Genomic DNA, 12,857 nt, shown 5'->3' with positions numbered 1-12,857 from the left:
ACATTATGCAGACTGAAACGGGTGGATTTTTATGAGCTTTGATCTGAGCGGACGCACAGCACTGGTGACCGGCGCATCCCGCGGCATCGGTTATTTTCTGGCATTGGAACTGGCGAAACGCGGTGCCCATGTCATTGCTGTTGCACGGACTGTCGGCGGCCTTGAAGAACTGGATGATGAAATTCAGGCAATGGGCAATACAGCAACCCTCGTCCCGCTTGACCTGAAAGACATGCCTGCTCTTGATCTGCTCGGTTCATCTATCAATGACCGCTGGGGCAAGCTGGATATTCTGGTCGCCAATGCCGGCGTGCTTGGCACGATCTCTCCGGTTGGCCATGTGGAAGCCAAGGTGTTTGACAATGTTATCAGCACCAATCTGACCTCAATCTGGCGTCTGATCCGCTCGGTTGATCCGCTGTTGCGCCGTTCTGATGCCGGCCGCGCTATTCTGATGTCTTCCGGCGTCGCTCACACAGCACGCGCATTCTGGGCGCCTTATGCCGCTTCCAAAGCTGCGGTGGAAGTGATGGGGCGCTCATGGGCAGAAGAAACCAAACAAATGCCGCTGCGGGTTAACTCCGTCAATCCGGGTGCTACGCGCACAGCAATGCGCGCCAAAGCAATGCCGGGTGAAGATCCGGAAACTCTGCCGCATCCGGCCGATGTGGCTGCAAAAATTGTGCAGCTCGCCGATCCGGCGCTGACCATTACCGGCCAGCTTTATGATGTACGTCAGGATAAATTCCTGCAATATCATATGCCTTCATAAACACATGTCTATAATCGTCTGGCCGGATTATTAATAACCGGCCAGAACTGTTTTTTATCCTGTCTTTTCAATCATATATTTTCTTCGCGGCCTTTTTATTCACAGCTCCCTGCTGCCTCATTTTATCCCGCCGCCTTTCCCTCTGAACTGTCCGATTTTTCAATTCTCTGAAAACAGAAGGGTCTGTTATGGATCATTTTTATATACTTACCGGTGGCCCGGGCTCCGGCAAAACTACTCTGCTCAATATTCTCAAACAGCGGGGGTACCAACATAGTCAGGAAGCCGGACGACATATCATTCAGGATCAGGTCAAAATCAGCGGTAAGGCTTTGCCATGGCTTGATCCCACATTCTTCGCGGAAATGATGCTGTCATGGGAAATGCGCTCTCACCTGCTGGCCACACAGGCAGTATCTGACAGGCCGTATTTCTTTGATCGCGGCATGGCCGATATTGCCGGTTACCTCATCCTTTCCGGTCTGCCTGTGCCGGATCATGTGCATCAGGCAGTGAAGCACTTTCGCTATAATAAAACCGTTTTCCTCGCGCCGCACTGGCCGGAGATTTATCAGGGAGATGAAGAGCGTAAGCAATCACCGCAAGAGGCTGAGCGCACATTTGAGGCCATGCGGGTAATCTATCAAGATTATGGCTTTAACCTATTGGAACTGCCTAAGGCAGGCGTTGAGGCAAGAGCAGATTTTATACTCGCCCACACAGCTTAAATTACGCGACAAAAAAGCCCCTCACTGAGGGGCTTTTTAAATAGTCATGTAATCTGCTTACATGCGGGCAATAATCTCTTCATCACCGGATGCATCGCCTTTCGCGGCTGCATCAAAGATATAAGGGATAATTTCCTCCACAGTATCCAGCATTTTAGGCTGCACGCGGTGTCCGGTATGGATAAAGCCTTCTGTGCGCATATGATCGAGCAGGGCGATCATCGGCTCCCAGAAATGATTGATATTGGCGAAAACCATCGGCTTTTTATGATGGCCGAGCTGTGCCCAGGTCATCATTTCCACGATTTCCTCAACAGAACCGATGCCACCCGGCAGCGTGACAAAAGCATCCGAGCGTTCAAACATCAGCTGTTTGCGCTGATGCATATTCTCGGTGATGATCTGCTCATCGAGCATTTCATTCTGCTTGCCGTCAGCTTCTTTATTGAGAAGAAATGTCGGAATGATACCGGTAACCTTGCCGCCGGCCTTGTAAGCGCCTTCTGCAACCGCGCCCATAATTCCTTTTGTGCCGCCGCCATAGATCAGGCGAAGACCGTTTTCTGCAATGGAGCGGCCAAGAGCCAGTCCTGCTTCCCGGTAAACCGGATTATTGCCGGCTGAAGAACCGCAATAGACACATATTGATCGAATCTTGCTCATGCTTTCTTTTCGCGCGCGGGCTGTTTGTCGTCAAGTTTATGCAGTGAAATCAGTCATGAATTCGGTTGGTAATAATCCGTATAAAAAACCAGCTCTTTTACCTCTGTTTCCGAAGTCTTTTTAAAATCATGGCCTTGCACCGAAAATCATGCATAGCGGGCATCTTATCGCGCAATATGTGACAAGAATTTTGGCGCCGATATGTGATATTCTTGCTGTAACAATAAAAAAGCGCTAGTTGTTGGCAAATGTGCTGCTTTTACATTTGGATTTATCAGCAGACACAGCATGTTATAATATTTTTTTAAGCTTGGTGTTAAAAGGGTCAGCCCCGTATGCAGAATAGTCGTTATGCGCTTGCCGGTTTTGCTGCTGTTGTTATAGCAGGTGGTCTTCTTGCATATTTTAGCATGGCTCCGCAGAAAACGGATCAGCCTCCGCAGGCACCTGTTTCAAAAACAGCAACAGATAACAAGCCTGCTGCGACGACCCAGCCTGAAACTCCTGCCCAGACTGACAAGCCTGTTGCCGCCAATACTGCTGCACCGGCGGATACGAAGCCAACTGCTCCCGAAAAAACAGTGCCTGAGCAGAGTGTCACAGTTCCGGTTTTTGATGTGCTGCGCCTTGAGGGCAACGGCTCACTGGTCATTGCCGGTAAAGCCGCACCGAATTCTGTGGTTGATGTGATTTCCAAAACCCGTGTGCTCGGCTCTGCCAAGGCCGGTGAGAACGGTGATTTTGCAATTATTCTGGATGAGGCGCTGAAAAGCGGCGACTATCAGTTAGTTCTGCGCGCAACTGCGGAAGATAATTCCGTTGCAACATCGCAGCAGACCGCGATCCTCTCCGTTCCTGCAACACCGGATGGTCAGGTTCTCGCACTTGTTGAAGAGCCTGGTCAGGCCAGCCGTATGATTACTACGCCGCAGGCCAGTAGCGGAAATGCTGCGCAGACACCTGAGAATAAAGATGCACCGGCAGCTGCGCATGGCAATGATGCTGCTGTTACTCTGCTGCCATCGCAGGCCGTACAGGGCGGACTTGCAGAGGGCAATTCTCAGGATGCCGTCAGCATTGCCGTGGAAGCCGTGGAGATTGAAGGTCGCTCGGTATTTGTCGCCGGTCATGCACGCGGTGGCCAGACGGTTAATGTTTCAGCCAATGAGACTTTGCTCGGCACAGCTGTCATCACCCCTGAGGGGCGCTATCTGGTGCAGACCCAGCAGCCGCTTGCTGTCGGTGACTATATTATCCGTGCTGATCTGATGGACAAAGGCGGTAAAATTCTGGCCACAGCGCGTGTGCCTTTCCGTCGCGAAGCCGGTGAGAATATTGCTGCTGTTGCTCCTGCAATCGCTGCGCAAAGTGCACCGGATGCCGGACAGGCCGCTCAGGAAAGCCAGCCAGCCGGAGAGACACAGGCACAGCCTCTGGAAAAAGCGGAAGGCTCGGTGATTATCCGTAAAGGCGATAATCTCTGGACAATCTCCAAGCGCACTTATGGCAGCGGCACGCGTTACACCACGATTTATCTGGCCAATACTGATCAGATTAAGAACCCTGATCTGATCTGGCCGGGACAGGTTTTCGTCATGCCGAAAACCCCGCTCAGCGAGCAGGATGTGAAGCAGAAACTACCGTAAATCCTGTTTCTCCGGAGTGTGTTTGTCTTCCTCACAACATTGTGCAGGCGTTTTGTTTCTATCACGCCTGCAGCTATGATAAGACGATGAAGAAACTTGCAGCAATTCTGCGGCGCTTAGACCGCAATACAGCATGAAGGCGGCAGAAGTGACCGTCTGTGGCGTTAAATAAAAAAGATGAAAAAACAAAAAACAGTCTCGGCAGAATCCGGTCAGACCCTGAAAACACTGGCGAAACTCTGGCCATATATGTGGCCGAGCGAGCGTCATGATCTCAAAATGCGGGTCGTCTGGGCGACCTTCTATCTGGTCATCGCCAAATTCGTGCTGATGCTGGTGCCTTATTTTTTTAAATGGGCAACCAATGCGCTGGATGGTTCTTTCAAACCGGAAAGCTGGGTGCCGCAGATTTTTGTCGGCGCTTTGATGCTGGTCGTTGCCTATAATCTGGCACGTATCATTCAGGCCGGTCTGAACCAGTTGCGCGATGCGTTATTTGCCCGCGTCGGCCAATATGCAGTGCGCCAGCTTGCCTATCGCACTTTTGTGCATATGCATAAATTGTCGCTGCGTTTTCATCTTGAGCGCCGCACCGGCGGCCTGTCCCGTGTGATTGAACGTGGCGTCAAAGGCATTGAAACCATTGTGCGCTTCACCATTCTGAGCTCGGTTCCGACCCTGCTGGAATTTGCGCTGACCGCAGCGATTTTCGGTTTTGCCTATGGTGTCAGCTATCTGATCGTAGTTGCGGCAACAGTCTGGCTCTATATGTGGTTCACCGTCAAGGCGAGTGACTGGCGTATTAATATCCGCCGCGAAATGAATGAATCCGATACGGATGCCAATACCAAAGCAATTGATTCACTGCTGAATTTTGAGACCGTCAAATATTTCGGCAATGAGGCCATGGAAGCCGAGCGCTATGACCGCTCGATGGCGCGTTATGAAAAAGCGGCAACGCAGACATGGACATCGCTTGGCTGGCTAAACTTTGGTCAGGCCGTGATTTTCGGCGTCGGCATGATGATCCTGATGGTGATGTCTGCCCGCGAAGTACAGGCAGGAACCCATACGCTCGGCGATTTTGTCTTCATCAATGCATTGCTGATGCAGTTGTCGCTGCCGCTGAATATGATCGGCTTTATCTATCGTGAAATCCGTCAGGGTCTGACCGATATTGAGCAGATGTTTGATCTTCTCGAAGTTGAAGAAGAGGTCAAAGACAAGCCCGATGCACCGGCTCTGGCTGTATCTCAGGGGGCAATCCGCTTCAACAATGTCAGTTTTGCCTATGATCCGTCCCGTCCGATCCTGCGTAATATCAGCTTTGAAGTGCCGTCAGGCAAGACCATTGCGATTGTAGGACCGTCCGGTGCAGGTAAATCAACCATCTCCCGTCTGCTTTATCGCTTCTATGATGTGCAGCAGGGTTCGGTGACAATTGACGGGCAGGATATCCGCGAAGTGTCGCAGGTCAGCCTGCGCCATGCGATCGGTATGGTGCCGCAGGATACGGTACTGTTTAACGATACAATTGCCTATAATATCCGCTATGGCCGCCCGTCGGCGACTGAGCAGGAAGTGGAACAGGCTGCCAAACTGGCGCAGATCGACCGCTTCATCCAGCTATTGCCGGAAGGCTATCAGTCGATGGTTGGCGAACGCGGACTTAAACTCTCCGGTGGCGAGAAGCAGCGCGTGGCGATTGCACGTACAATTCTGAAAGCCCCGCCGATCCTGATCCTTGATGAGGCAACCTCGGCGCTGGATACGGCAACCGAGCAGGATATCCAGCAGTCTCTGGATCTGGTCAGCCGTGACCGCACCACTCTGGTGATTGCGCACCGTCTGTCGACTGTTATTAGTGCCGATGAAATTATCGTGCTCAAAGACGGCCAGATTGCCGAGCGCGGTACCCATCGTGATCTGCTGGTCGAAGGCGGACTTTATGCTTCCATGTGGGATCGTCAGCGTGAAGCTGATGAAGCGGAAGCCCGTCTGCGTCAGGTTCGTGAAAGCGATGAACTTGGCGTTGTTATTCGCGGCGCCCCTGCCGGAGAATGACAGGGCACCGATGATCCTCTATGATGACAGCAGATATTCGCGCTGGTTGTTCATTGTATATGCATGCAGCAATGGCGGTTCCGGTGAGATCAACATCACCTGAACCGTTTTGATTCCGTGCCGATACGGAATATAAAAAAATCAAAACCGGTGCTTGCGGTAATGTTCTGTGAGCATTTTGTTATGATAAAGCACGAATATCATGAATTTTGTTGCGCTGTTTGCGCTTAATCATTTTAAACGCTGTTACTTTGCGTTATTGAAGCGGAAAATCTGAGGAAAACCGATGAGCCTGTCCGATACCATTCGCAATACTTTTGTTCCTATCCACCGCGAGGGCTACCCCTTTATCGCAGCATTTTTTGTTGTGTCGCTGTTGCTTGGCTGGTTGTGGGAACCTTTGTTCTGGGTAGGGATGGTGCTGACCATCTGGTGCATTTATTTCTACCGTGATCCGCTGCGTATCACGCCGCTGGATGACAAACTCGTCATCAGCTCTGCGGATGGCAAGATTTCTTCCGTTGGCATGTGCGTTCCGCCGGCAGAGCTGGATCTGGGTACAGAGCCGATGCTGCGCATCTGCGTGTTCATGAATGTGTTCTCGGTTCACATCAACCGTGCACCGGTGCGTGGCAAAATCACTGCCGTGATGCACCGCCCAGGTAAGTTCCTGAATGCGGAACTGGATAAAGCCAGCACTGAGAATGAGCGCAATTCGGTGCTGATCGACAGCGCCCATGGCACCGTTGCCGTAGTGCAGATTGCCGGTCTTGTAGCCCGCCGTATCGTTTGCTGGTCAAAAGCCGGTGAAGATCTTTCAACCGGCGAGCGCTTCGGTCTGATCCGCTTTGGTTCGCGTAATGATATTTATCTGCCAAAAGGTGCCGTTGCCCGCGTTGCTGTCGGCCAGACGGCTGTGGCAGGTGAAACCGTTCTGGCAGAGTTTGATGAAACGCGCACTGCGCCAACCGTGCGGATTGCCTGATGCTTGAAGCACCTTTTCCGCCGCTGGATCCAAATGGCAATACGGAAGGGCGCGGTCCGCGCTTTTCCGAAATTCCGATGCGGATCATCATTCCTAATCTGATTACCGTTCTTGCGATCTGTGCAGGCTTGAGCGGTATCCGCCTTGCCATTGAGCATCGTTTCGAGCAGGCCGTGGCTATGGTGCTGCTGGCAGCCTTTCTCGACGGTATTGACGGACGGATTGCGCGGCTCCTGAAAGGGTCTTCCAAATTCGGTGCCCAGATGGATTCTCTGGCAGATATCGTCAATTTCGGCGTGGCTCCGGCACTGGTGCTCTATCTGTTCATGCTGGATCAGGCCGGTTCTTTCGGCTGGATTGCCGCACTGATCTATACGATTGCCTGCTGCCTGCGCTTAGCGCGCTTTAATGTGATGCTGGAAGATCCGAACCAGCCTGCATGGCAGGGTAATTATTTCATCGGCGTTCCGGCACCGGCAGGTGCGATGCTGGTTTTGCTGCCGGTCTATTCCGGCTTCCTCGGCGTGCTGCCAAGCAAGGCTCTGGCCTATGGCACAGCAGGCTTCACGATAGTGATTGCCTTTTTGCTCGTCAGCCGTCTGCCGGTTTATAACGGCAAAACGGCAGGCAGCTTTATCCGTCGTGACTTTGTTATGCCGCTGATCCTCGGCGTAGTGATCTATGCCGGTTTTCTGATGAGCTTTACATGGCAGACACTGACGCTGACAGCCTTGGCCTATCTGGTATTCCTGCCTTTCAGTGCACTGGCATGGAAGCGCCGTTTCGCGGCGGAAGAGAAAAAGTCCTCTGAAAATCAGGCGTGAAACTGTTCAGATAATGAAAAATAAAAAGCCCGCTTTTGAGCGGGCTTTTTATTTGTTCTGTTATTTCTGCTTTTATGCTTTGGCAGCGATCTTATCTGCCCGTGCCTCTTTCAGGATTGACCATGTATAGAGGATCAACCCTGCCCAGATCAGTGCAAAGGCATAGAGCTGCACTGTGTTAAACGGTTCCTTGAAGGCGAAAACAGCAATCAGGAACAGCATGGTCGGTGTAATATACTGCATCAGTCCCAGCGTGGTGTAGCGCAGCAGTTTCGCGCCGGTCGCATACATAATCAGCGGCACAGCGGTAACAACGCCAGCCAGCATCAGCAGAGAAATATCCGCTGGCGTACCGGTAACGAAATGATCCTGCCCTTGTGTATACAGCCAGATTGCATAGGCACTGGCCGGAATGAACAGGATAATCACTTCCAGCATAAAGCCCTGTGACGGGCCGATCGGCAGAGATTTACGGAAAAAACCATAGAAGCCGAATGACAGCGGCAGAATGATAGATACCCAAGGCAGACCGCCCTGCTCTACTGTCAGCAACACCACCGCAGCCGCGGCAAGGAATACAGCAACCAGCTGTACTCTTGTCAGGCGCTCTTTAAGGAAAATCGCGCCAAGCAGCACATTGACCAGCGGATTGATATAATAGCCCAGAGCCGCATCCAGCGCGTGATCATTGAAAATTGCCCAGACATAGACACCCCAATTAAGTGTGATCAGAGAGGCTGTCAGACAAGCCATTGCCAATGTGCGCGGATTGCGCAAGGCGGCACCAACATCCTTGGTGCGCCCCATAAACACCAAAATCAGTGCTGCGACCGGCAATGACCAGATCACCCGATGCGCCAGCACTTCCACAACCGGAATATGGGCAACCGCTTTCATATAAAACGGGAAAAGCCCCCAGAACAAATAAGCAAGCATCGCGAAAATAAAACCGCGTGTCGCCTCCGGCATCGCCGCTTGAGACCGGTCACTCATAGTTATCCATCCTCAGATTTCCGGTCTCGGGCTTTATTCTTACAGCGGGAGCCGTTCATTACAATTGCATCAGTAACAACCGGTACTCCCGTTTCATCGGCTCCGCAAACGGCAAATTTTATTCTGCTGCAATATGTCCCGCAAGTTCGCGGTTTTTCATCAGCTTATAGACGACTGAATCCATCAGTGCCTGAAAGGATGCATCAATAATGTTGTCTGACACACCGACTGTGCGCCAGCGCTGGCCGCTGGCATCATGCGACTCGATCAGAACGCGGGTGATCGCTTCCGTACCGCCATTGAGGATACGGACTTTAAAATCCACCAGTTCCAGATCGGCCAGCTCTTCCTGATAACGGCCGAGATCTTTGCGCAAGGCAAGGTCGAGCGCGTTAACCGGACCATGTCCCTCTGCCACCGACAAGTGCTCCTCACCGTCAATGATGATTTTAACAATCGCTTCCGACACGGTTTTCAGGCAGCCATTGCTGTCATAGCGGCGCTCAACCATACAGCGGAAGGCTTCCACACGGAAAAACTGCGGCACTGCGCCAAGTTGTTGGCGGGCAAGCAATTCAAAACTCGCATCCGCGCTTTCATAGGCATAGCCCTGTGCTTCACGTTCTTTGACCAGCGCAATCAGCGTATCGAGATGGCGGTCATCCTTGGCAACCTGAATGCCGCGCTTGTTGAGCTCAGCAATAAAATTGGACTTGCCCCCCTGATCGGACACCATGACACGGCGATGATTGCCCACCATTTCCGGCGGCACATGTTCATAGGTTTTAGGCTCTTTCAGCAAAGCAGAAGCATGAATACCCGCTTTAGTAGCGAAAGCTGAACTGCCGGTAAAAGCTGCCTGATCATTCGGCGCGCGATTGAGAATATCATCAAAAGTGCGGGACAGTTTGGTAATACCTGCCAAGGCATCCATGCTGATGCCGACTTCGAAACGGTCTGCCCAGACAGGTTTAAGCATCAGTGTCGGGATCAGTGTCACCAGATTGGCATTGCCGCAACGCTCACCGATACCATTGAGCGTGCCCTGCACCTGCCGCACACCGGCATCAATTGCGGCCAGCGACACGGCAACGGCCTGTTCCGTGTCATTATGCGCATGAATGCCCAGACACTCACCCGGCACGACACTCTTAACAGCACGGACAATATCACCGACTTCTCCCGGCTGCGTGCCGCCATTGGTATCGCACAGCACTACCCAACGCGCACCGGCACCATAGGCTGCCTTGGCACAGGCCAGCGCATAATCAGGGTTGGCTTTAAAGCCGTCGAAGAAATGCTCGCAATCGACGATACATTCCTTACCGGCCATGCGCGCAGCAGTGACCGATGAGGTGATGGATTCCAGATTGTCTTCCAGAGAACAGCCAAGCGCCAGATGCACATGGTAGTCCCAGCTTTTGGCAACATAGGTGATAACATCGCTGGAGGCCTGTAACAGTACCGACATGCCCGGATCATTGGAAGTGGAAACACCCGGACGTTTGGTCATACCAAAAGCGGCGAACTTCGCCTTTGCCGTATGTTTGCGCTGAAAAAAGCTCGTATCTGTCGGGTTTGCCCCCGGATAACCGCCCTCAACATAATCCATGCCGAAATCATCCAACATGGCGGCAATGGCTTTCTTGTCCGCAACCGAGAAATCAATACCCGGTGTCTGCTGACCATCGCGTAGGGTGGTATCATAAATATAGATACGCTCTTTTTTCATTGTTGTTCTTTCCTCCATATCCGTATTTATGCGTGAGATTTATGCATGGCCTTACGGCCATGTCTCAGTGTCATGATCAGGATGCTGATAAGATACCATAGTGCGTACGAATTCCGCACTTTCAGGATCACGTTCTGTCGTATAGGCAGGCAAGGTACTCAGCTTGTCCAGATAAGGCAGCCTGCCCTCCATGCCCCATTGCACAACCGGCTCAATTTCCTGCGGATTGTCAAAAGCCGCAATGGACAGCGCCAGACCGTCCGGCGCTTCATAGGTCAGCGGTGTGCCGCAATCGGCACAAAAGCCGCGCTGCACATGGTTGGATGAGCGGAACAATTTTCGTGTTCCGCGCGTCCATTCCAATGTCCCCTCTTTAACGGAGACCAAAGGAGCAAAGTAATTTCCGAAGGCTTTCTGGCACATGCGACAATGACAGATGGATGCACTGCCCAGCTGCCCTTTCACACGAAAACGCACGGCACCGCACTGGCAGCCGCCGCTGGCGACCGGATTTTCACTCAGCGTTTCACTTCCCATGTTGTCACCCGTTCTCCGCTAGCCGGATCTTTGCCGTCCTTGAGCTGAATATTCTGTGCCAGCAATGAGTCACGAATACGGTCAGCTTCCGCCCATTTTTTTCCGTTGATGAATGCCAGACGCTCGGCGATCTGTCTTTCAACATCTGCCGTGTCGACATCTGCGGCAGCGCTGAACAGATATTGTGCAGCCTCAGCCAATAATTGCGCATCGTGAAGGCCAAGCAGGTTGAGACCGGAAACCAGCGCTGCAACATCGCCCTGCTTATAGGCTTTGCGCAATTCTGTGAGTGCAGCCCATGTGTTCAGGTCATCAGCAATGCTATCCGCAAACACTGTTGCCTTATCCGCAGAGGCAGCAACCGGCTGTTCGGAAATCACCTGATACCACTTCGCCAGTTCCTCACCGGATTCAATCAGACGCTGCTGCGTCCAGTTGATCGGCTCACGATAATGGGTCTGTAACATCGAGAGACGTGCAGCCATACCTGTCCAGCGACGGCGGAAGTCTTCCGGCGCATCTATGCCTGACAATTGCGGCAATTCTGATTTCAGCACATCGTCAATGGTGATGAAATTGCCCAGAGATTTGGACATTTTCTGACCTTCGACCTGCAGAAAACCATTATGCATCCAGATATTGGCCATGCGTTCTGAACCAAAAGCGCAGCATGACTGGGCAATCTCATTTTCATGATGCGGGAATACCAGATCAATACCGCCGGCATGAATGTCGAAAGTATTCTTCAGCGGATCATCGCATTTCAGACCACCGCCAAATGGCTCCAGCAATTTGGCCATCGACATAGCCGAGCACTCAATGTGCCAGCCCGGACGACCGTGAACCGCAATACCTGCCGGAGACGGCCAGCCCGGCTCACCCTCTTTGGATGGTTTCCACAGCACGAAATCCATCTCATCGCGCTTGTAGGATGCCACATCCACACGCGCACCGGCAATCATCTCATCCAGTGAGCGGCGAGCAAGCGCACCATAACGGGGACCATGGTCGCCGCTCATGGTTTTAACTGCAAACAGCACATGATCGTCAGCCACATAGGCATGACCGCGCTCAATCAGACGTTCGATCAGCTGGCGCATTTCTTCCAGATGTTCGGTTGCGCGCGGCTGGCTGGATGGTTCGAGATTACCAAGCGCCGTTACATCGCTCTGGAACTGCGCATTGGTGCTTTCAGTGACTTTGCGGATAGCTTCATTAAGGGGCAGATCAGGATAATCGCGCACGGCACGCGCATTAATCTTGTCATCCACGTCAGTGAGGTTCCGCGCATAAGTCACTTGGCTCTCACCATAGACATGGCGCAGCAGACGGAACAGCACGTCAAATACAATCACCGGACGCGCATTGCCGATATGGGCAAAATCATAAACTGTCGGGCCGCAGACATACATGCGCACATGATCAGGATTGATCGGAACAAAGTCCTCTTTCCTGCGGGTCAGCGTATTATACAAACGCAATTCAGTGGCAGACATCTGACTTCCCTTTAACATACGGTTCTAGTGCACAAACAAGACTTGCGCAGCCTGCTGGCCGGTGCATTTGTCTGCTTCAAAAGGAAAAGGAAGACGAAAACATCCGAGCCAGCAATCTGCTAGCGAATAATGACCGCAATAATACAAATGGTGTTTGCGAATGGTGTTTTCATGACAGCACTTATCTCTCTGATCCTGTGCCGCGTCAAGAGACAGCTCAGAGATTTTTGTGACCGGCGGCAATCATGACACGCGGCATTACCGCCGTGACATTACCCAGATTTGCGCCCGAATTTGCACATTTCCAGCCATGCTTCAGTCCTATTTTTCACGATAATGGGAGCTGTGAGTTAGGGAAGGAAACATTATGAAAAAGATCTTCAGCGCATCTAAAAAAGATCAGCTTACCGAGCAGTA

Annotated in this window: 11 protein-coding genes; 6 read left to right on the top strand and 5 right to left on the bottom strand. The window is 52.1% G+C overall.

The genetic code is table 11. The features are described 5' to 3' along the window. The first annotated feature begins 31 nt into the window (after positions 1 to 31). Together K1X45_RS15450 and K1X45_RS15445 are read left to right on the top strand one after the other, a co-directional pair. Positions 32 to 772 (top strand): SDR family NAD(P)-dependent oxidoreductase, encoded by a 741-nt coding sequence (locus K1X45_RS15450; RefSeq protein ID WP_075654620.1) that lies wholly within the window; start codon positions 32 to 34, stop codon positions 770 to 772. A gap of 188 nt (positions 773 to 960) precedes the next feature. Continuing rightward, positions 961 to 1,500 (top strand): AAA family ATPase, encoded by a 540-nt coding sequence (locus tag K1X45_RS15445; protein ID WP_220159376.1) that lies wholly within the window; start codon positions 961 to 963, stop codon positions 1,498 to 1,500. 57 nt (positions 1,501 to 1,557) lie between these two features. Here K1X45_RS15445 and K1X45_RS15440 read toward each other — a convergent pair whose 3' ends face one another. Beyond that, positions 1,558 to 2,163, bottom strand: coding sequence for a TIGR00730 family Rossman fold protein (locus K1X45_RS15440; RefSeq protein WP_220159375.1), 606 nt, complete (start codon positions 2,161 to 2,163; stop codon positions 1,558 to 1,560). Positions 2,164 to 2,498: 335 nt separating this feature from the next. On the opposite strand from K1X45_RS15440, the gene K1X45_RS15435 reads away from it, so the two are divergent. The 4 genes from K1X45_RS15435 (at position 2,499) to pssA (ending at position 7,682) form a co-directional block, all read left to right on the top strand. Beyond that, on the top strand, positions 2,499 to 3,809 hold the full coding sequence (locus K1X45_RS15435; RefSeq protein WP_220159374.1) for an Ig-like domain-containing protein: 1,311 nt from the start codon (positions 2,499 to 2,501) through the stop codon (positions 3,807 to 3,809). 177 nt (positions 3,810 to 3,986) lie between these two features. Next, positions 3,987 to 5,873 (top strand): ABC transporter ATP-binding protein/permease, encoded by a 1,887-nt coding sequence (locus K1X45_RS15430; RefSeq protein ID WP_022712200.1) that lies wholly within the window; start codon positions 3,987 to 3,989, stop codon positions 5,871 to 5,873. A gap of 286 nt (positions 5,874 to 6,159) precedes the next feature. Next, positions 6,160 to 6,858 (top strand): phosphatidylserine decarboxylase, encoded by a 699-nt coding sequence (locus tag K1X45_RS15425; RefSeq protein WP_075654616.1) that lies wholly within the window; start codon positions 6,160 to 6,162, stop codon positions 6,856 to 6,858. Continuing rightward, on the top strand, positions 6,858 to 7,682 hold the full coding sequence (gene pssA / locus K1X45_RS15420; RefSeq protein WP_022712203.1) for a CDP-diacylglycerol--serine O-phosphatidyltransferase: 825 nt from the start codon (positions 6,858 to 6,860) through the stop codon (positions 7,680 to 7,682). Before K1X45_RS15425 ends, pssA begins: the two co-directional genes overlap by 1 nt. Positions 7,683 to 7,754: 72 nt before the next feature. On the opposite strand, the gene rarD is transcribed toward pssA, so the two are convergent. From rarD to cysS, 4 genes are all read right to left on the bottom strand, one after another. Continuing rightward, positions 7,755 to 8,675, bottom strand: coding sequence for an EamA family transporter RarD (gene rarD / locus K1X45_RS15415; RefSeq protein ID WP_220159373.1), 921 nt, complete (start codon positions 8,673 to 8,675; stop codon positions 7,755 to 7,757). A gap of 118 nt (positions 8,676 to 8,793) precedes the next feature. Beyond that, a complete protein-coding gene (gene cimA, locus K1X45_RS15410; protein ID WP_116089216.1) occupies positions 8,794 to 10,407 on the bottom strand; it encodes a citramalate synthase in 1,614 nt (537 codons plus the stop codon). A 51-nt stretch (positions 10,408 to 10,458) separates the two neighbouring features. Then, on the bottom strand, positions 10,459 to 10,944 hold the full coding sequence (locus K1X45_RS15405; protein ID WP_220159372.1) for a GFA family protein: 486 nt from the start codon (positions 10,942 to 10,944) through the stop codon (positions 10,459 to 10,461). Beyond that, complete coding sequence (gene cysS, locus K1X45_RS15400) at positions 10,926 to 12,440, bottom strand: cysteine--tRNA ligase (RefSeq protein ID WP_220159371.1); 1,515 nt, start codon at positions 12,438 to 12,440, stop codon at positions 10,926 to 10,928. The genes K1X45_RS15405 and cysS overlap by 19 nt, the downstream gene beginning before the upstream one ends. Positions 12,441 to 12,857: the final 417 nt, after the last annotated feature.

Source organism: Pseudochrobactrum sp. Wa41.01b-1, from assembly GCF_019464455.1.
Classification (GTDB): Bacteria; Pseudomonadota; Alphaproteobacteria; order Rhizobiales; family Rhizobiaceae; genus Pseudochrobactrum; species Pseudochrobactrum saccharolyticum.
The sequence above is the reverse complement of the archived record's forward strand: the minus strand, read 5'-3'. Positions and strand labels throughout refer to the sequence as shown.

Excerpts from the sequence above, each read along its gene's own strand:
- K1X45_RS15430 (WP_022712200.1), top strand. The coding sequence starts at position 3,987 with ATGAAAAAACAAAAAACAGTCTCGGCAGAATCCGGTCAGACCCTGAAA.
- cimA (WP_116089216.1), bottom strand. The coding sequence starts at position 10,407 with ATGAAAAAAGAGCGTATCTATATTTATGATACCACCCTACGCGATGGT.
- K1X45_RS15405 (WP_220159372.1), bottom strand. The coding sequence starts at position 10,944 with ATGGGAAGTGAAACGCTGAGTGAAAATCCGGTCGCCAGCGGCGGCTGC.
- K1X45_RS15425 (WP_075654616.1), top strand. The coding sequence starts at position 6,160 with ATGAGCCTGTCCGATACCATTCGCAATACTTTTGTTCCTATCCACCGC.
- rarD (WP_220159373.1), bottom strand. The coding sequence starts at position 8,675 with ATGAGTGACCGGTCTCAAGCGGCGATGCCGGAGGCGACACGCGGTTTT.
- K1X45_RS15440 (WP_220159375.1), bottom strand. The coding sequence starts at position 2,163 with ATGAGCAAGATTCGATCAATATGTGTCTATTGCGGTTCTTCAGCCGGC.
- K1X45_RS15445 (WP_220159376.1), top strand. The coding sequence starts at position 961 with ATGGATCATTTTTATATACTTACCGGTGGCCCGGGCTCCGGCAAAACT.
- cysS (WP_220159371.1), bottom strand. The coding sequence starts at position 12,440 with ATGTCTGCCACTGAATTGCGTTTGTATAATACGCTGACCCGCAGGAAA.
- pssA (WP_022712203.1), top strand. The coding sequence starts at position 6,858 with ATGCTTGAAGCACCTTTTCCGCCGCTGGATCCAAATGGCAATACGGAA.
- K1X45_RS15450 (WP_075654620.1), top strand. The coding sequence starts at position 32 with ATGAGCTTTGATCTGAGCGGACGCACAGCACTGGTGACCGGCGCATCC.
- K1X45_RS15435 (WP_220159374.1), top strand. The coding sequence starts at position 2,499 with ATGCAGAATAGTCGTTATGCGCTTGCCGGTTTTGCTGCTGTTGTTATA.